The sequence below is a fragment of the Algibacter sp. genome, assembly GCF_029245835.1.
Lineage (GTDB): Bacteria > Bacteroidota > Bacteroidia > Flavobacteriales > Flavobacteriaceae > Algibacter_B.
In genome coordinates this window covers 1-18,796 of record NZ_JAQWOO010000029.1, presented here as the reverse complement: position 1 = coordinate 18,796, position 18,796 = coordinate 1, and the positions used below count along the sequence as shown (strand labels likewise).

General features: G+C 32.3%; 19 protein-coding genes. 10 read left to right on the top strand and 9 right to left on the bottom strand.

All coding sequences use genetic code 11. The annotated features are described in order from the left end of the window. Positions 1-93 precede the first annotated feature (93 nt). The 3 genes from P8K68_RS04450 to P8K68_RS04440 all read left to right on the top strand — a co-directional run bounded on the left by P8K68_RS04450 (position 94) and on the right by P8K68_RS04440 (position 2,661). Entirely contained in the window at positions 94-1,236 is a 1,143-nt protein-coding gene (locus P8K68_RS04450) for a methionine aminotransferase (RefSeq protein WP_300248451.1), read from the top strand. Positions 1,237-1,296: 60 nt separating this feature from the next. Then, positions 1,297-1,785 carry a hypothetical protein gene (locus P8K68_RS04445; protein WP_300248450.1) on the top strand — a complete coding sequence of 163 codons (489 nt, stop codon included), beginning with the start codon at positions 1,297-1,299 and terminating at the stop codon, positions 1,783-1,785. A 96-nt stretch (positions 1,786-1,881) separates the two neighbouring features. Further along, positions 1,882-2,661 (top strand): amidohydrolase, encoded by a 780-nt coding sequence (locus P8K68_RS04440; RefSeq protein ID WP_300248449.1) that lies wholly within the window; start codon positions 1,882-1,884, stop codon positions 2,659-2,661. Here P8K68_RS04440 and P8K68_RS04435 read toward each other — a convergent pair. Both P8K68_RS04435 and P8K68_RS04430 read right to left on the bottom strand, forming a co-directional pair. Next, positions 2,654-4,258 carry an Ig-like domain-containing protein gene (locus P8K68_RS04435; protein WP_300248448.1) on the bottom strand — a complete coding sequence of 535 codons (1,605 nt, stop codon included), beginning with the start codon at positions 4,256-4,258 and terminating at the stop codon, positions 2,654-2,656. The genes P8K68_RS04440 and P8K68_RS04435 overlap by 8 nt on opposite strands. A 194-nt stretch (positions 4,259-4,452) precedes the next feature. Next, entirely contained in the window at positions 4,453-5,130 is a 678-nt protein-coding gene (locus P8K68_RS04430) for a phosphoribosyltransferase family protein (protein ID WP_300248447.1), read from the bottom strand. Positions 5,131-5,211: 81 nt separating this feature from the next. Here P8K68_RS04430 and P8K68_RS04425 point away from each other — a divergent pair, with 81 nt between their 5' ends. Continuing rightward, entirely contained in the window at positions 5,212-6,753 is a 1,542-nt protein-coding gene (locus tag P8K68_RS04425) for a glycine--tRNA ligase (RefSeq protein WP_300248446.1), read from the top strand. Positions 6,754-6,831: 78 nt separating this feature from the next. Here P8K68_RS04425 and P8K68_RS04420 read toward each other — a convergent pair whose 3' ends face one another. The 3 genes from P8K68_RS04420 to P8K68_RS04410 form a co-directional block, all read right to left on the bottom strand. After that, positions 6,832-7,398, bottom strand: a complete 567-nt coding sequence (locus P8K68_RS04420) for a DUF3575 domain-containing protein (RefSeq protein ID WP_300248445.1) — start codon at positions 7,396-7,398, stop codon at positions 6,832-6,834. A 93-nt stretch (positions 7,399-7,491) separates the two neighbouring features. Beyond that, complete coding sequence (locus P8K68_RS04415) at positions 7,492-7,962, bottom strand: Lrp/AsnC ligand binding domain-containing protein (protein ID WP_300248444.1); 471 nt, start codon at positions 7,960-7,962, stop codon at positions 7,492-7,494. A 189-nt stretch (positions 7,963-8,151) separates the two neighbouring features. After that, a complete protein-coding gene (locus P8K68_RS04410) occupies positions 8,152-9,516 on the bottom strand; it encodes a saccharopine dehydrogenase C-terminal domain-containing protein (protein WP_300248443.1) in 1,365 nt (454 codons plus the stop codon). A gap of 110 nt (positions 9,517-9,626) precedes the next feature. Between P8K68_RS04410 and P8K68_RS04405 the strand changes: the two genes are divergently transcribed. Together P8K68_RS04405 and pckA are read left to right on the top strand one after the other, a co-directional pair. Then, positions 9,627-10,025, top strand: a complete 399-nt coding sequence (locus tag P8K68_RS04405; protein WP_300248442.1) for a DUF423 domain-containing protein — start codon at positions 9,627-9,629, stop codon at positions 10,023-10,025. 60 nt (positions 10,026-10,085) lie between these two features. Continuing rightward, positions 10,086-11,702: a phosphoenolpyruvate carboxykinase (ATP) gene (pckA, locus tag P8K68_RS04400; RefSeq protein WP_300248441.1), complete on the top strand. Its 1,617-nt coding sequence runs from the start codon at positions 10,086-10,088 to the stop codon at positions 11,700-11,702. A gap of 61 nt (positions 11,703-11,763) precedes the next feature. On the opposite strand, the gene P8K68_RS04395 is transcribed toward pckA, so the two are convergent. After that, positions 11,764-12,513, bottom strand: a complete 750-nt coding sequence (locus tag P8K68_RS04395; protein WP_300248440.1) for a uroporphyrinogen-III synthase — start codon at positions 12,511-12,513, stop codon at positions 11,764-11,766. Positions 12,514-12,534: 21 nt separating this feature from the next. After that, positions 12,535-13,182, bottom strand: coding sequence for a DUF4271 domain-containing protein (locus P8K68_RS04390; RefSeq protein WP_300248439.1), 648 nt, complete (start codon positions 13,180-13,182; stop codon positions 12,535-12,537). A gap of 118 nt (positions 13,183-13,300) precedes the next feature. Here P8K68_RS04390 and P8K68_RS04385 point away from each other — a divergent pair, with 118 nt between their 5' ends. The 3 genes from P8K68_RS04385 to P8K68_RS04375 are packed head-to-tail and all read left to right on the top strand — an operon-like array spanning position 13,301 to position 15,910. Continuing rightward, positions 13,301-14,023, top strand: coding sequence for a polyprenol monophosphomannose synthase (locus tag P8K68_RS04385; protein WP_300248438.1), 723 nt, complete (start codon positions 13,301-13,303; stop codon positions 14,021-14,023). A 4-nt stretch (positions 14,024-14,027) separates the two neighbouring features. After that, on the top strand, positions 14,028-15,374 hold the full coding sequence (locus P8K68_RS04380) for a dihydroorotase (protein ID WP_300248437.1): 1,347 nt from the start codon (positions 14,028-14,030) through the stop codon (positions 15,372-15,374). Then, complete coding sequence (locus tag P8K68_RS04375) at positions 15,371-15,910, top strand: DUF4296 domain-containing protein (protein WP_300248436.1); 540 nt, start codon at positions 15,371-15,373, stop codon at positions 15,908-15,910. The genes P8K68_RS04380 and P8K68_RS04375 overlap by 4 nt, the downstream gene beginning before the upstream one ends. Here the strand turns inward: P8K68_RS04375 and P8K68_RS04370 are convergent. Further along, positions 15,897-16,904, bottom strand: coding sequence for an NAD-dependent epimerase/dehydratase family protein (locus tag P8K68_RS04370; RefSeq protein WP_300248435.1), 1,008 nt, complete (start codon positions 16,902-16,904; stop codon positions 15,897-15,899). The two genes, P8K68_RS04375 and P8K68_RS04370, sit on opposite strands and share 14 nt — an antisense overlap. Before the next feature lie 87 nt (positions 16,905-16,991). On the opposite strand from P8K68_RS04370, the gene tyrS reads away from it, so the two are divergent. Further along, positions 16,992-18,287, top strand: a complete 1,296-nt coding sequence (gene tyrS, locus P8K68_RS04365) for a tyrosine--tRNA ligase (RefSeq protein ID WP_300248434.1) — start codon at positions 16,992-16,994, stop codon at positions 18,285-18,287. Between the two features lie 125 nt (positions 18,288-18,412). On the opposite strand, the gene P8K68_RS04360 is transcribed toward tyrS, so the two are convergent. Then, the gene (locus tag P8K68_RS04360; protein WP_300248433.1) at positions 18,413-18,688 is read right to left on the bottom strand and encodes a YHS domain-containing (seleno)protein; all 276 of its coding nucleotides are present in this window, start codon (positions 18,686-18,688) and stop codon (positions 18,413-18,415) included. Positions 18,689-18,796 lie beyond the last annotated feature (108 nt).

Below are 18,796 nucleotides of genomic sequence, written 5' to 3'. Positions count from 1 at the left end.
CGTCGTCATCCAAGGGCATCAATATAGTAATCTGTTAGAAGAGTCAGCCATTATTTCGTAAAGAAGTTTACGGAAGTCATTATCTTTACATTTATGCAGCACACATCTAAACTTCCTGATGTAGGAACCACGATTTTTTCAATAATGAGTAGTTTGGCAAGAAAGCACGACGCCATAAATTTATCTCAAGGTTTTCCAGATTTTGGTAGCGACCAAAAGTTAATTGATTTGGTTTGTAAAGCTATGAATTCAGGCTACAATCAATATGCGCCCATGGCTGGAAATTTAGAATTACGAGAAGCCATTGCAAAAAAGATGGATACATTGTATAATTCTACATATCATCCAGAAAGTGAAATTACTATTACAGCTGGGGCAACTCAGGCCATTTCAACAATCATTTCTACATTCGTAAAACCAAACGACGAAGTTGTCATCTTTAAACCTGCATATGACAGTTACGAACCTGGAATAAAACTTAATGGTGGTAAAGTTATTCCTATTCAACTCCAAGCTCCAAATTTCAGTGTAGATTGGAATGTGGTCGGCCAAAAGATTAATAATCGTACTAAAATGATTATTATAAATACGCCTCATAACCCATCTGGTACTATTTTTTCAAAAGAAGATATGTTACAGTTGGAAAAGATTACGAAAAACACAAATATTATCGTTTTAAGTGATGAGGTTTATGAGCATATAATTTATGACGGTGAAAAACATCTAAGTGCTTGCCTATTTCCAGATTTAAAATCCAGAAGTTTTGTAGTAGCTTCATTTTGCAAAACCTTTCATAATACCGGATGGCGCATTGGCTATTGCTGCGCACCAAAAGCATTAATGGAACTATTTAGGCAAGTTCACCAATTTAGCGTGTTTTGTGTGCATCATCCTACTCAAAAAGGAATTGCAGATTATATGCAAGAACCAAAGCATTATTTGGGCTTGTCTGCATTTTATCAGAAAAAAAGAGATTTGTTTTTAAGTCTAATTCAAGATTCAAGATTTACGTTTCTGCCTTCAAAGGGGACTTATTTTCAAGTGTTAGATTATACTAAAATTACTGATGAATACGATGTTGATTTTGCAAAAAGACTCACAAAAGAATCAGGTTTAGCATCCATTCCATTATCTGTTTTCAACGAAAATAATTTAGATAATAAGGTGCTACGTTTTTGTTTTGCTAAAACAGACGATACCTTAAAAAGAGCAGCAGATATTTTAAACCATATTTAAGTAACTTTTTAAATAATATTGTGTCTAAATGTTAGATGTAAAATTTTTAAAATAAGAATTATGAGATTTCTAATAATAGTAATGTTTTTAGGTTTTGGTTTTATGGTTAATGCCCAAGGCATAAGTTTTAATGGGGTAACTTATGAGATTAAAAAGGATAGAGTTTTCAAAGGTGATATGGACGTTACCGATACACTTTCAGTAGAGGAAAAGCAACAAGTTATGACAGCTTTTGATAAAAAAATGCTTCAAGTGAAAGAAGCTGAAGAGACTCAAAAACGTATAGAAAAAGCTGAAAAAGAACAAAAAAATGCCGAAAAAGATCAAAAAAAAGCTGAAAAGAAGCAAAAAAAGGCTGAAAAAGAATTAAAGCAAAGACAAAAAGCGCAATCTAATTTTGATAAATCCGTCAAAAATCACAAAGACGCCATAAAGAAGTACGAGAAGCTTAAAAAGAAAGGCAAGCTATCCCCTCAAGATGAAGAAAAGTGGTTAGAAAAAATTGGAAAACACAAGGACGCTTCAGAAAAGACCAAGAAAAAAATATAGTAATCTTCACTTTTTATTAAAATAGAATTAACATTTTTCTGTTTTGAAATAAAATTTAAAAGCGTTATTTTAAGGTTCAGTTTAAAAAAAATTAAAATGCAAAACGAACTCAAAATAGCTTTAATTCAGTCCGACTTAGTTTGGGAAAACCCAGAGCAAAATCGAGTAAACTTCAAAAAGAAAATCGATAATATATCTGCGGCCGTAGATGTTATTATTCTTCCAGAAATGTTTACCACAGGCTTTACAATGAATGCCAAAGTAGTAGCCGAAACTATGGATGGAGAAACTATTTCTTGGATGAAAGATTTAGCTTTAAAAACAGAAGCCGCTATAGTGGGTAGTATCGTTATTTCAGAAAACAATAAATTTTATAATAGATTACTTTTTGTTGAGCCTTCAGGGTTTATATCGTCTTATGATAAGCGACACACATTTACTTTAGTTGGCGAGAATAAAACATACACCGCAGGAAAAGAAAAAGTAATTTTACATTATAAAGGCTGGAAAATCCGCCCTTTAATTTGTTACGATTTACGTTTTCCGGTTTGGTCAAGAAATACTGAAGATTATGATGTCTTGCTTTATGTTGCCAATTGGCCAAAACCCAGAGTTTCAGCTTGGGATGTTTTGTTAAAAGCTCGTGCTATAGAAAATATGTGTTATTGTATTGGTGTAAATAGGGTTGGTGTAGATGGTTTGAATAGTATGTATTCTGGTCACTCCGCAGTTTATGATGTGCTAGGAGAAGAGTTGACTTCATTCAAGTCAAATGAAGAAGATATACAAATTGTAACTTTAGAAAAAAGACATATTAGGGCGTATCGGAATAAGCTTAAGTTTTTAGATGATAGAGATGTTTTCAGTTTTACTTAAACTGAAGTGTTTCTTGAATTCCCCAGTCTGCTCTGATTTCAATGTCTTGAAAATGGCTTACTTTTTCAGGTTGAATTTTATTTAAATAGTTTCCTGGGTCAAACTTTTTATTGCCATTAACATCGTGTATTACTCTAATGGAATACATTCCAGAATCTAGGTTTAAGAAATCTATATTGCCTTGATTTTTAGCATTCTTTTCTACTTTTACCTCACCTTGTTTATCAGTTAATTGAATAATTAGCGGATAAGTTGCGTTAACTAAAGTGAATCTTACATACCCAAAATCAGAAGTCTTTTTCGTTTTTAAAGTATAAGTTAGTGTGTCTTTATTCTCATCTCCAAAAAAATCTTCAAAGGCTTCAGGAAGTACTTTCATTTCGTAATTGTTGTCCTCCGTTTTGTCAAATTGAAATAAATATGTATTTCTTATCGAATCAAAATCTGTTTTAAAAGTTACAATTGTTGAATCTTTATCCATTAAAGATATTTTAGAAACATCAAAATTTGATAACGGTGTATTTGCTGAAATCTTAAAATCCTCATCGTAACCTATAGTACCAGAAGGGAAAGTAGAAATCAATAAAGTGTCTCTTTTTTGTTCACTGATTCTTGCGGTAAACTCTTTTTCAAAATCATTTTTAGACACTTTAAAATTCAAAGAATCAACTTCTAGTCTTGGTTTGTACCAATAATTTAAAGTATCTGTTTTTGGGTCTTTAGTAATGCGGTATTCAAATTCTGGAGGCGTATCAGATGTAATATCTATTTTCATGCCTTCATAACTACCTTCAAAACCAAATGCGATTTTTTCACCAGAAATCAATCTAGGTCTTGTAGCGTTAAAATCTCGCTTTTCTTTAAAAAGTCTTAAGCTATATGATGAATCCGTTGGTACTTCTATAAAATTTTTATGAAATGCTAATTGATCTGTTTTTTGCTGAAATTTATTATCCCCATTACCATCTTTTAAAGCCATTAATAGATATTTTCCTGGTTTAAGATTTTCAATAGAAAAAGTGGTTACGCTATCTAAGGTATTAGTGATGTATTTTGGAGTTTCTTTATAAATGATAGAATCAGTAAATGTAGAATCTACTTCGTAAAGCGCCACATTAACGAAGGTTTCTGGTTGTTTTTTTAAGGCATCAACAATGTTTCCGTTAACCGAAAGCGAATCAATATAATCCCCGGTTGAAAGCACATAACGGTAATAAGGGTATGGGTTACCTTCGTTATTGTCGGTGATGCTATTTCCGAAATTAAAGGCGTAAGTAGTATTTGGTTGAAGCGTATCGTAAATTTTAATAGTAATGTATTTGCTGGCGCCACCTAGAGGCATAACGTCAGGTTGTGTTTTCATGGGTGGCGAAATAATAAGCTGCTTTTGGAGGTCCTTTATTTTAATATATTCATCAAAATAAACTCTAATTTCATTACCCTTAAAATTTGTGGAATAATTTTCAGGTTCAGACTTAATAATACTCGGCGGCGTTTCGTCCTTTGGGCCTCCATCAGGAGTTCCACGATTAGCACAATTTATAAAAACTAAGCCAATAATAGCTGATAAAATAAAATTTGAAAGGGTCTTGTTCATTACCAATTTTAAATTTTTAGCAAAAGTACATGAATTTTTTTGTTCTGAAATTCTTAAAAACAGAATGAAAAAAATCATTTGCTAGCAAAGCGGTTACTAAAGTGAAACAAAATTTTCTATTTTTTTAGTGCAAAATTTGGTTCTACTCAAAAGAAGCCTACATAAATTCTCCTAAAAAATAACGCTTATTGCACTTAAGCTATTGCCATTGTTGCGATACTTATTTTTACATTTTTAGCCTGATTTAAAACACCAATACAAGCTTCAAGAGTGGCGCCAGTTGTAATCAGGTCATCTACAACTAATATATGTTTCTTGTCTATCAATTCCATGTTTTTAAGTGCAAATAATTCATCATTGTTCATCCAACGGGTAAAACGTGCTTTGGTGGTTTGCGATTTTGTATTTGTAATTTTAATTAATACATCATCTAAATAGTCAGCGCCCAAAGCTTCAGAAATTTGCTGCCCAAACTTCGCCACTTGATTATAGCCTCTTTTTTTTAGTTTATTTTTATGAAGCGGCACTGGAATCACAGCATCAATATTTTTATAAGCATCAAGAGTTTTTAATTCACCACCAAGCCAGTTTCCTAAAACAAAGCCAATATGTTCATGGTCTTTATATTTAAGATTATGAATAAGCCGTTGTACATTTCCTTTTTTTTCAAATCTAAACAGCGCAGTGCCATGTTCTAATTCAGCACGGCCATAAAGTACTTTTTTTACAGCATCGTTATTGTCAAAATGAAAATTTGTAATAGGTAAATCATGCCGGCAGTCTAAACAAATAGTATCCTCATTGTCGTTAAGTAAGTTAAGACAAGCATAACATACTTTTGGAAAGAATAAATTAACGATAGATTTAACCATTTTATAGAAATGTTGTGTTGTAAACTTAATTATTTTTCATAAAAAGACGTTTGTTTTAAGCGGTTTTTTATTTTTGCACCTATGGCAAATCAAGATGATCAATTTAAGAAGGTAATTTCACATGCAAAGGAATACGGCTATGTGTTTCAGAGTAGTGAGATTTATGACGGTTTAAGTGCAGTATATGACTATGCGCAAAACGGAGCAGAATTAAAGAAAAACATACGTGACTACTGGTGGAAAGCCATGGTGCAAATGAATGAAAATATAGTTGGTATTGATGCTGCTATTTTTATGCACCCAACTACTTGGAAAGCTTCAGGTCACGTTGATGCGTTTAATGACCCGTTGATTGATAACAAAGATTCTAAAAAGCGTTATAGAGCAGATGTTTTAATTGAAGATTATTGTGCTAAAATTGAAGCTAAAATTGATAAAGAAGTAAAAAAAGCGGCTAAACGATTTGGCGATGCCTTTAATAAAGAAGAGTTTTTATCTACAAACGGTCGTGTAGTTGGTTATCAAGAAAAAATAAATATGACCCTTTCGCGGATGGCAAAATCTTTAGAAAATGAAGATTTGGCTGATGTAAAAGCGCTTATTGAAGAATTAGAAATTGCAGACCCGTTAACAGGAAGTAAAAACTGGACGGATGTAAAGCAGTTTAATTTAATGTTTGGGACTAAACTTGGTGCTTCTGCCGAAACTGCGATGGATTTATATTTACGTCCAGAAACAGCTCAAGGTATTTTTGTTAACTTTTTGAATGTACAGAAAACGAGTCGCCAAAAAATTCCTTTTGGAATTGCACAAACAGGTAAAGCTTTTAGAAATGAAATTGTGGCGAGACAATTTATTTTTAGAATGCGTGAGTTTGAGCAAATGGAAATGCAATTTTTTATAAAACCAGGCACTCAAAAAGAATGGTATGAGTATTGGAAAGAACATAGAATGAAGTGGCACTTATCTTTAGGAATGGGAGCGGATAATTACCGTTTTCATGACCATGAGAAGTTAGCCCATTATGCTGATGCCGCTGCCGATATTGAGTTTAAATTCCCTTTTGGTTTTAAAGAATTGGAAGGTATACATTCACGTACCGATTTTGATTTAAAAGCCCATGAAGAATTTTCTGGGAAGAAGTTGCAATATTTTGACCATGAAGATAATGCGAGTTATACCCCGTATGTTTTAGAAACATCTATTGGTTTAGACCGTATGTTTTTAGCAGTTTTCTCAAACTCTTTACAAGAAGAGGAACTTGAAAATGGAACAACAAGAACGGTATTAAAATTGCCAAGTGTATTAGCGCCTGTAAAAGCAGCCATTTTACCATTAGTTAAAAAAGATGGATTGCCAGAAATAGCAAAACAAATTGTAGACGAATTGAAATGGGATTTTAATGTCATTTATGATGAAAAGGATGCTGTTGGACGTCGTTATAGAAGGCAAGATGCTAATGGAACACCATTTTGTATTACTGTTGATCATGATACTTTAGACGATAACACGGTTACCATTCGTCATAGAGATTCTATGGAGCAAGAACGTGTTAAAATTGAAGATTTAAGAGCTATTATTAAGCAAGAAGTAGATGTGCGTTCTTGGTTGATGAAAATGTAACTCATTCCTGCGAAAGTAGAAATCTCATAAAAAACTAAAAACCCCATGCGTTAGCTTGGGGTTTTTAGTTTAAGTTTTTTATAACCTATAACCAAGTGCTACACCACCTCTTCCAACAACCTCAATATCACTTTGGTCTAGCATGTCTCTACCAATACCTAAATATATTTCTGCAATAAATCCTCTTTTTGTAACAAATTTAGCCCCTGCAGAAACACCTATAGCTAAATCTGTATATTTATTTCCGCTGTAACTTCCGTTTTGAGTTATTGAGTTGTAACTATATATTTCATGCTTACCAGAATGAACCATAGCAAAGCCTTCAATAAAAAAGCCTTGAGCATATTTTTGAGAAAAAAAGTGTCTGTAATAAGGTGTTATGGAAAATGTTCTATACTCATCTAAACCATCGCTATCATCTCTATCAGAACCTATTCTTGTTAGTACACCAACTCCAAACGAAGACTCTTCATTTATAGTGCGCTCATAACCTATATCAAACCATTTAAAGCCTATTAGGTTAGTCATGTTTATTTTTAATTCATTGAAGTTTTTAGAAGCTTCTTTGTTTTCTGTATTTTCTTGAGAGAACATAGACATTGAAATGAAAGCAGTAATAAGTAATACTAGATAAGGATTTTTCATAAATTTTAATTTGAAAAGTTTGAAGCAATATTAATCAATAATTATACCGAGAGTAGGAAATGAAAACGCTATTTTAGTTTAAATCTTATAAAATTAGATATGTACCTGTCTATCAATTTGTTGGTCTAAAGAAATGAGTGATTCGGTCCTTTGTACACCTGTTATAGTTTGAATTTTTTCATGGAGCAATTGCATTAAATGGGCATTGTCTCTGCTTAAAAGTTTTATAAACAGACTGTAGTTTCCTGTGGTGTAGTGGCACTCTAAAACTTCAGGAATACGTTTTAAGGCACGTACTACATCATCGGTATTTGCAGCTTTATCAAGATAAATACCGACAAAGGCCAAAGTTGTAAAACCTAAAACCTCATGATTAATTATGAATTTTGAACCAGAAATAAGTTTAGATTTTTCAAGTTTACGGAGGCGTTGATGAATAGCTGCTCCAGAAATACCTACGTTTCTGGCAATTTCTAAAATAGGGGTTCTGGCATCTGTGGTTAAGGCTCGAAGTATTTTTTTATCAATACCATCTATAGTGATAATTTTATTTTTTTGCTTCATAGTATTTCAATCTAAAACATAAAAGTAAGTATTTGATTTTAAATTGAAACTATAAATTGCGTTAGGGATAGTAGTGGAAAGCCCACAGCCCGACGAAGGAGGTGCGCGGACTTGTAGCGAATAGCCCGACCTAAGCGATCCTGAAAGGTTTTGAAGACCTTGTAGGTATGAGCGTGGTAACGCCAAATACTAATTATTTAATGGGTTGTAGCCTAAATAAGGGATTTCCTTTTCTTGAAATTGGATGCCATAGGCTTTTAATTCTTTCAAAATAGGTTGGTATACTTCTTTGGTGATTGGAATTTGAACTCCGGGAGTGGTTATTTTACCGTTTAAAATAGCAAGAGTTACCATAGCCACTGGTAAGCCCACAGTTTTTGCCATGGCGGTATAGGTTTGGTCCTCGCCTAGAACGACCATATTGGCGTCTATTTGGTGTTTTTTTCCGTGTAGTTCGTAGCCAAATTTATGGTACATGACAATCATGTCTTTATCGTTTTTTGAAAGCGTCCAGCTATCCATCAATATTTTTTGAAGTATTTGTGCTGGAGTTGCTTTTTTGAGTTTTACGGGTTTGTTGGGATTAAATATATCGATTTCAATGAGTTTGTCCCAAACCACATCATCTTGATCGATTTTAAGCTGGTGCCTTAGTTTTAACTCAACAGAATCTGATGGACTATAAGGTAGGAACGCATTTGTAAAATCGCGGTAACTCATATTTTCACTATCATCGATGATGTAGCTATCATCCGTCATTCCGAGTGTAACAAAAATATTCCAAGCGCGACTAAAACCTACGCGACGCATCGTTCCACGATAAAGGGTTTTAACATTGTTTAACCCATAAACACTTTGGTATTTTAAGGAATCTCTGTTGGCGTAGACTTCAAAACGTCCAAAATTATCAATTTCTAAAAACTCGGTTCGTCTAAATAAACGGTTATAAGGGATGTATTTATAAGCGCCTTCTTGAAGAAATTTGGCAGCACCACCTTGACCTGCTATGACTACATTTCTTGGGTTCCAGGTGAATTTGTAATTCCATAGATTGTTGTCGCTTTCTGGAGCAACCAAGCCTCCTGTAAAGGATTCGAATAAAATAATTTTTCCACCTTTATCTCGTATGCTGTCTAAAACTTGCATAGCACTCATATGGTCTATTCCTGGATCTACACCTATTTCATTCATTAAAATAAGTCCGTTTGTTTTGGCATCATTATCTAAAGCTTGCATTTCTGGACTTACATAAGATGCCGTTACCATATGCTTTTTATGGGTAATACAATCTTTAGCAACTTCAATATGCAGGTGAGCTGGTAGCATGGAAACCACAATATCTGTATTTTTAATGGCTGGAGTTCTTGAGGATGCATCTAAAACATCCAAAGTAATCGCTTTTGCATTTTGGTGGCCGTCAATTAAGGTTTTAGCATGTGCTACATTTAAATCGCCAACTGTTATCTGTAATTTTTCGGATGAAGACTTATCTAACAGATATTTTAGAAGATATGATGTAGATTTTCCAGAACCAATGATTAAAATATTTCGCATATTGCCTTTTGTTGAGTAATTTTGTTTTAACTATTGAGATGCTTAAAATGTATTTAATTTTACGAAATTAATAAATATTAATAGTATTTATTGAGAATAATTTATAGAAAATGAATAAAACTATTTTAGTTACCGCGTCTGTGTTAGGTCTTTTGAGTATCATTCTAGGAGCTTTTGGCGCACATGCACTCAAAGAGTTATTACCTTTTGAATCGCAACAAACTTTTGAAACCGGAGTGCGTTACCAGATGTATCATGCCCTTTTGTTATTATTTGTTGGTAGTACTACTTTAATTGGACCTAAAACTAAAAAAGTTATTTATTATTTAGTCGTTATTGGGCTTTTGTTTTTTTCGGGGTCAATTTATGGTTTGGCAACCAATGAATTATCGTCTTTCAATTTTAAAACCATTGGTTTCATCACTCCAATTGGCGGTTTATCATTAATTTTTGCATGGTTATTTATTTTTATCGATTTCATAAAGATTTCGTTTAAAAAGCCAATATAATTTCCAGATACTTAAAATAATTGTTTTAATATTGTAGGATAATTAATTTTTTGTCAATTTATGAGAAATTATGATCAGGTTACGAAAACGATTTCGTTAGAAGGATATGGTATAAAAAATGCGAAAGTAAATTATCAATTATCCCCAGATGAGCTTCATGATATTACGATATCAAAAGGGATGGGGGTTGAAGTGTCTTCGGGTGCATTAGCGGTAAATACAGGCGAATTTACTGGGCGTTCCCCTAAAGATAGATTTATTGTAAAAGACGATATTACCAAAGATCGCATTTGGTGGGGCAATATTAATATTCCTTTTAAGCCTGAAAGCTTCGATAAATTATATGATAAGGTTGTTGGTTATTTATCTGAAAAAGAGCTGTTTGTAAGGGATTGCTATGCATGTGCAGATGATAATTATAAGCTAAATATTCGAGTGATTAATGAATACCCATGGAGTAACCAATTTGCATATAATATGTTTTTGCGTCCTACGGATGATGCATTAAAAAACTTTGAGCCAGAATGGACGGTGGTTAATGCACCAGGTTTTATGGCAAATGCTGAGAAAGATGGAACCCGTCAACATAATTTTGCGATTTTAAATTTCACAAAAAAAATCGCTTTAATTGGTGGTACAGGATATACTGGTGAAATTAAAAAAGGGATTTTTTCTGCTTTAAATTTTATACTTCCTGTGTTTAAAAACACACTACCAATGCACTGTAGCGCAAATGTTGGGAAAGATGGAGATACCAGTATTTTCTTTGGTTTATCAGGCACTGGAAAAACAACATTATCAACCGACCCTGATAGAAGTTTAATTGGCGATGACGAACATGGTTGGACCAATGAAAACACGGTGTTTAATTTTGAAGGTGGTTGTTATGCAAAAGTGATTAACCTTTCAAGAGATAATGAACCTGAAATTTATGATGCCATTAAAAAAGGTGCCATTCTTGAAAATGTAATTTTAAAAGATAATGGTGATGTGGATTTTGAAGACAAATCAATTACACAAAATACACGAGTAAGTTATCCTATTCATCATATTGAAAACATACAGGTTCCGTCCATAGGAAAAAATCCAAAAAACATATTCTTTTTAACAGCTGATGCTTTTGGAGTTATTCCTCCGATTTCTAAGTTAACACCAAGTCAGGCAGCATATCATTTCATATCTGGATATACAGCAAAAGTTGCTGGAACTGAAGCTGGGGTTAAAGAACCAGTGCCATCATTTTCGGCATGTTTTGGCGCGCCTTTTATGCCTTTGCATCCTTCTAAATATGCAGAGATGCTAAGTAAAAAAATGATAGATGCTGGTGTGAATGTTTGGTTAGTAAATACGGGTTGGACGGGAGGTCCTTACGGTGTTGGAACCCGAATGAAACTAAAATATACCCGTGCTATGATTAAAGCTGTTTTAGATGGTAAATTAGGGTTGTATAATTATGATGATTATCACATTCATTCTGTATTTGGTGTGGCGCAACCAAGAACGTGCCCTGGTGTACCAACAAGTGTATTAAGTCCTAGAGCAACTTGGAATGACGATATAGCCTATTATACAACGGCCTTTAAGCTAACCAATGCGTTTAGAGAAAATTTTAAAAAGTTTGAAGCACATTGTAGCGAAGAAATTAGACGCGGGGGGCCGCAACGATATGCGTTTTAAGAACAAAAAAAGGGAATGATTTGAAAAATCATTCCCTTTTTTTTATCAGTAAATAAATGTCTTATTTCCCTTTATTAGCCTTTTCAATGTATTTTTGTAACGCCATAGTCATTGAGGGTGTTTCAGGTGTTGGTGCAGCAATATCTACACGTAATCCTTTTTCCTCAACAGCTTTAATAGTCGTATTTCCAAATACTGCTATACGCGTTTCGTTTTGTTTAAAATCTGGAAAGTTATGAAATAAGGATTCAATTCCAGAAGGACTAAAAAATACTAAAACGTCATAGGAAACATTTGCTAAGTCAGATAAATCACTAACAACCGTTTTGAAAAAAGTAGCTTGTTTCCAATCTAAACCTAAACCATTTAATATCTCTGGAACAGCTGGTTTTACTTTGTCTGTGTTTGGCAACAAAAATTTTTCGTCTTTATATTTTTTAATTAAAGGCGATAACTCAGCAAAAGTGCGTTTTCCAACATAAATTTTACGCTTTCTATAAACTACATATTTTTGAAGATAGTAGGCGACAGCTTCAGACTGACAGAAATATTTCATAGAGTCTGGAACTTTAAAACGCATTTCTTCAGCAATTCTAAAAAAATGATCAACAGCATTTCTACTCGTTAAAATAATTGCAGTGTAGTCACTTAAATCAATCTTTTGATGTCTTATTTCTTTAGCAGAAACACCTTCCACGTGAATGAATGGTCTGAAATCTATTTTTACTCGCTGTTTTTCTTGTAAATCGAAGTAAGGCGAGTTCTCAACTTTAGGTTCTGGTTGAGATACTAAAATGGTTTTCACTTTCATATGCGCAGGTATTTTTTTCTTTTAATTTGGAATAAACACCTTATACAAAATGATGTAGGGTGCAATTTCAAGAGCGCAAAGATACAAAATAAAATAGAGTAAGTTATTTTTTATTAGATTTTGATGTGTTTTAAATGAACTTATTAAGCCAATAATATTAACAATTAATAATATTACAATAATGCCATAAATAATTTGAGATGTTGGTTGAAAAGTGAAGAGCAATAGTGCATTAATTGGCAATAATACAATGCCTAAATAATTTTTAAAACTTATTTTCTGAAAAATATACTGATCTATTAATTTATCAATTTCAAAAAGACTACCTATTAAACGTTCTATAAGTACTTTTATCAAAATAAAAACGCCAATACTAAAAGTTAGTTTAAACATGGCATTATTAGTAACAGTATGAGATTCCGTAATCTGCTTGTAAGCAATAAAACAGAATACAGATAACGATAAAATTAAATTAATAAATAATAAAGCGTCAAACTTGTCGAAAAATTTCTGATCTCTGGAGTAAATTTTTAGGTATTTGTCGTTTACTAAAACTAAAACAAAATCATCAAAACGCTTTGGAGATACTAATTTTGCTATAGCAACAATAATTAAGCCTATGACTAATAAGATGGTAAATATCTCGTTTGAAACTATGTGACGAAGCATGGCATAAAATTATTATAATTTTTAAGAAAGGTATGTATTATTAGGAAATATTTAAAATAAATAAACACTGATTAGTGTACATTTGCTAAAATTAAAAAGAATTTCAATAAAAGGAAATATGCTTAATACTGTTGTAATTATTCCAACATATAATGAGATTGAAAATATTGAAGCTATTATAAAGGCTGTATTTTCTCAATCTGAGGATATTCACGTTCTTATTGTTGATGATAATTCACCAGATTTAACAGCTTTAAAGGTACAAGAACTTCAAAAAGAGTTTCCTAAAAGATTGTTTTTAGAGCTTCGGAAAGAGAAATCAGGTTTAGGTACTGCTTATATTCATGGTTTTAAATGGAGTTTGTTAAAAGGCTATGATTATATTTTTGAGATGGATGCCGATTTTTCACATGACCCAAAGGATGTCCTAAAACTTTATAATGCTTGCCATACAGGGGGTGCAGATATGGCTATTGGATCTAGATATAAAACAGGTGTAAATGTGGTTAATTGGCCTATGAGTAGAGTACTGATGTCTTACTGCGCTTCAAAATATGTGCGTTTAATTACAGGCATGAAAATTCATGATACTACTGCAGGTTTTGTTTGTTATAAAAAGCATGTTTTAGAAGCAATTGATTTAGATGCTGTTAAGTTTATAGGGTATGCGTTTCAAATTGAAATGAAATTTAAAGCCTATTTAAAAAAGTTTAAAATTGTTGAAGTTCCCGTTATTTTTACAGATAGAATCCGAGGTAAGTCTAAATTAAGTTCAGGAATTATTTCCGAAGCTATTTTTGGAGTTATTTCTATGAAGTTAAAAAGTATATTTAATAAGTAAAATTATGATTAAAAAAACGACACTTATAAAAAACGCTAAAATAGTTAATGAAGGTACTATTTTTAGTGGCGATGTATTAATTGAAGGGGATTACATAAAAGAGATTGCAGCGTCTATTAGTCCAAAATCTGCAGATGTTTTAGTTTATGATGCTGAAGGGAAATATCTTTTACCAGGAGCTATTGATGATCAAGTGCATTTTAGAGAACCAGGGTTAACGCAAAAAGCTGATATTGAAACCGAATCTAAAGCGGCTATTGCTGGAGGTATAACATCTTTTATTGAAATGCCAAATACCAATCCGCAAACAACAACTATTGAAAAGTTAGAAGAGAAGTTTGAAATAGCAGCAAAAACATCATCTGCAAACTATTCTTTTATGTTTGGCGGTACTAATGATAATTTGGATGAAATTTTAAAACTAGATGTGAATCAGGTTGCTGGTTTAAAACTATTTTTAGGGTCTTCAACAGGGAATATGTTGGTTGATGATCCAAAAGTTTTAGAAAAGATTTTTGAAAGCACCAATATGGTAATTTCAGTACATTGTGAAGATGAAGGTACAATAAAGAAGAATTTAAAACAGTATACTGATAAATTTGGAGACGATATTCCTATTAAATATCATCCTATTATTAGAAGTGAAGAAGCCTGCTATTTTTCATCTTCTCAAGCCATAAAGTTAGCTAAAAAAACTGGTGCAAGATTACATGTTTTTCACCTTTCAACAGGTAAAGAGACTAATTTATTCACTAATAAAATACCTTTAAAAGAAAAGAAAATAACAGCAGAGGTTTGTATCCATCATTTATGGTTTTCTGATGAAGATTATGATAAAAAAGGGACGCTTATAAAATGGAATCCTGCGGTTAAAACTAAAAAAGATAGAGATCAATTATGGGACGCTTTATTAGATGATAGAATTGATGTTATAGCTACAGATCATGCACCACATACTAAGGATGAGAAAAGTAACGTTTATACAAGTGCGCCTTCAGGAGGCCCGTTAGTACAACATGCTTTACCAGCCATGTTAGAAATGTATCATAAAGAAAAAATATCTCTAGAGAAAATCGTTGAAAAAATGTGTCATAATCCAGCTATTTTATTTCAAATTGAAAGACGCGGATATATTAAAGAAGGGTATTTTGCCGATTTAGTATTAGTAGATTTAAATAATCCTTGGACTGTTACAAAAGATAATATTTTATATAAATGTGGATGGTCGCCTTTTGAAGGCGCTACTTTTAAATCAAGAATCACACATACTTTTTTAAATGGTAGCTTAGCATATCACAACAAAAAATTTAGTGATGTGAAAGTAGCAAAACGATTAACTTTTAATAGATGATTTTAAAAAGACTCATACTATTTGTTGGAATAATTTTTATTGCTTTAGCTTGTAATAAATTAGATGGTCCGGAAAAACCAAAAAATCTAATTTCTAAAGGTAAGATGGTCAATATTTTAATTGATGCTAAACTTATTACATCAGCAAATTCAAAAAATAAAATTATCATGAGAGATAGTAGTCTTAATATTAATACTTACGTCTATGAAAAATACAACATTGATAGCTTGCAATTTGCTTTAAGTAATAGTTATTATGCTTTTCATGTTGATGATTATGAGGAAATTTACACATTGTTATCAGATAGTTTAGAAGCTCTTAAAGCTGAACTCAAAACTATTGAAGCTGAAGAATGGAAAGAAAAAACAAAAAGGGAAGCAGACTCTTTAGCAAAAGTTTTTAAAGAACAAAAGATAAATAAAGACTCCTTAAAATTAGAAGTTATTAATGAAAAAGATGCTATTCAAATAGATAAAAAATTGCTTGAAGAAAGCATAAAAGAAATAGAAGGTTTAGTAGAGCCTATTTCTGATTAAGATAATGAATCCCAGTAGTTTTAATGGTTTCTTCAACAGCTTTAAATTTATAATTTAAAGCTGTTTTTATTTTATCACTACTGTAATGTGTTTCAGTTATTAAAGATTTAACTATGTGCTTAGTTAATAGTCTTCTTTTACCAGTAATTTTATGTTTTAACCAATCTAATTTCCAAGCGATACTTAAAAGGCTATGGTTAGCGATTTTTATAGGTGGGGTTGCATGTACTGCTTTCGCTAAAGCTTGAAGGAAATTTTTGTAAGTCCAATTTTCAGCAACTAAAACAAAGCGTTCGTTTGTTATTTCACTTTCCATTAAAATGGTCATAACAGAGATAACATCGTCAACAGAAACAACTCCTAATGTTCCAGAAGTATAATATTTTAAGCCTTTTTTAGCTTTTTTAAATAGACTCCCTGTGCCATAACGCCAAATACCTGCCCCCAAAATAACTCCAGGATTTACAATTACAGCATCAATACCTTCTTGTGTTCCTCTCCAGACTTCCATTTCAGCACCATATTTTGTAATGGCATAAACACTATTGTCGTCTTCCGGATTCCAATTCGTTTCTTCAGAAATAGGTTCATTATTCAAAGCCTCACCTAAAGTGGCAATGGAGCTTACATAACAAAGTTTTTTAATGTTATTTGAGATACAGAGATTTACAATATTTGCTGTACCTTCAATATTTGTTTTTCTTAAAAGCTGATATTTATCTGGTTCAAAAGAAACAAATGCAGCACAATGATATACTTTAGTTACTCCAAGAAACGCTTTAGAAAGCGCTGGAACATCAACAAGGTCTGCCTGTATCCACTCAATCGCATTAAATAAGGTGTCAAAATCTTCAGTATAGCAAGAGAATATATTTTTAGTATTAGAAATTTTACTTTCATTTCTATAAGTTGCTTTTACTTTTTCATGCTCTAAAACGAGTTTATAAAGTAAATGCGATCCAACTAATCCTGTTCCTCCTGTTACTAAAATCATGCAACTAAATTAAAGAATTATTCAGAATCCATAAGGAATTATAGCTGTATTTTTATCTTTGCATAGTTTTGTAAAAATTTAAGAGGAATGATAAACAATTTTGTTGAAGAATTAACTTGGAGAGGCATGATACATACTGTTATGCCAGGAGCTGAAGAACATTTAATGGAAAGCATGCGAAGTGCTTACGTAGGTTTTGATCCTACGGCAGATTCTTTACACATTGGTAACTTGGTTCCTATTATGCTTTTGGCGCATTATCAGCGTTGTGGGCATAAGCCAGTAGCATTAGTTGGTGGTGCCACAGGAATGATTGGTGATCCTTCAGGGAAATCTAACGAGCGTAATTTGTTAGATGAAAAAACACTTAGACATAATCAAGACGCTATAAAAGCACAATTAGCCCATTTTTTAGATTTTGAAAGTAGTGATGCTAATGCAGCTGAACTTGTGAATAATTACGACTGGATGAAAGATATTTCATTTCTTGAATTTATTCGCGATGTTGGTAAACACATCACTGTAAATTATATGATGGCGAAGGATTCTGTGAAAAATAGAATTTCTTCAGATGCCTCTGAAGGGATGAGTTTTACAGAGTTTACCTATCAATTGGTACAAGGGTATGATTTTCTTCATCTTTACAAAACAAGTGATTGTTCTATTCAAATGGGAGGTAGCGACCAATGGGGGAACATTACAACTGGAACCGAATTAATTAGAAGGATTGCTGGCGGAAAAGGTTTCGCAATTACGTGTCCGTTAATTACAAAATCTGACGGTTCTAAATTCGGAAAATCTGAAGGCGGGAATGTTTGGTTAGATGCCAACAGAACATCACCTTATAAATTTTACCAGTATTGGCTAAATTCAAGTGATGATGATGCAGAAAAGTACATTAAAATTTTCACTTTTTTAAATGAAGATGCTATAAATGGTTTGATATCAGAACATAAAGAAGCACCTCATTTAAGAGTATTACAGAAGCGTTTGGCTGAAGAAATTACAGTTATGGTGCATTCTAAAGCCGAATTAGATAATGCTATAAAAGCAAGTAATATTCTTTTTGGTAAATCTACAAGCGAAGATTTAAAAGCATTGAATGAAAAAACATTTTTAGATGTTTTTGATGGTGTACCACAAACACAAATAGCTGAATCTGAAATTGAAAATGGTTTAGATATTATTGCAGCATTAGCTGAAAAAGGTGGGTTTTTAAAATCTAATGGAGAAGCCAGAAGAGCATTAAAAGAAAATTCTATTTCTGTAAATAAAGAGAAGGTAAAAGAAGGTTATAGTATTACTTCAAAAGATTTAATAAACAATAAATTTGTACTACTACAAAGAGGTAAAAAGAATTACTTTGTATTACAAATTGTTTAAAAATAGTAAAGCCTGAGTGAAAAACCCAGGCTTTACATTTAACCAACCAACTAAAAACTAATTTTTCTTTATTCTTAGCTTTTTTTTAGTCGTATTTTTTCCCAATAACTTACTAAAGTTTACAATTATTTTTTAAACCTCAAGTTTTTCCAATTTTCATCGGCTTTTTCTCGTAATACGTTTTCGTTTTCTTTCTTCCACAAGTCTAATGTATTAGTGCCCCAAGCGTTATAGAATAAATAGAGTTTATCACCTTTAATTTGAAATGTTTTGGGGTTTATAGAAACTTTATCGCTTTTAACAGCAATGGCGTAAGCACAATAGCCGCCGTATTGTGGTATATACTTTTTAGGGTTTTTATTAAATATTTTTAACCTGAGTTCGATTATTAAAACAGGCAAACTTGATTGGAATTTATAGTTTGAAATTTAATAGACGGTTTTTTAGGCAAGAAGCTATATGCGATAAGCCCTGAAATCAGGTTGCTAAGAAAGTTCCCAAAGCTTCTG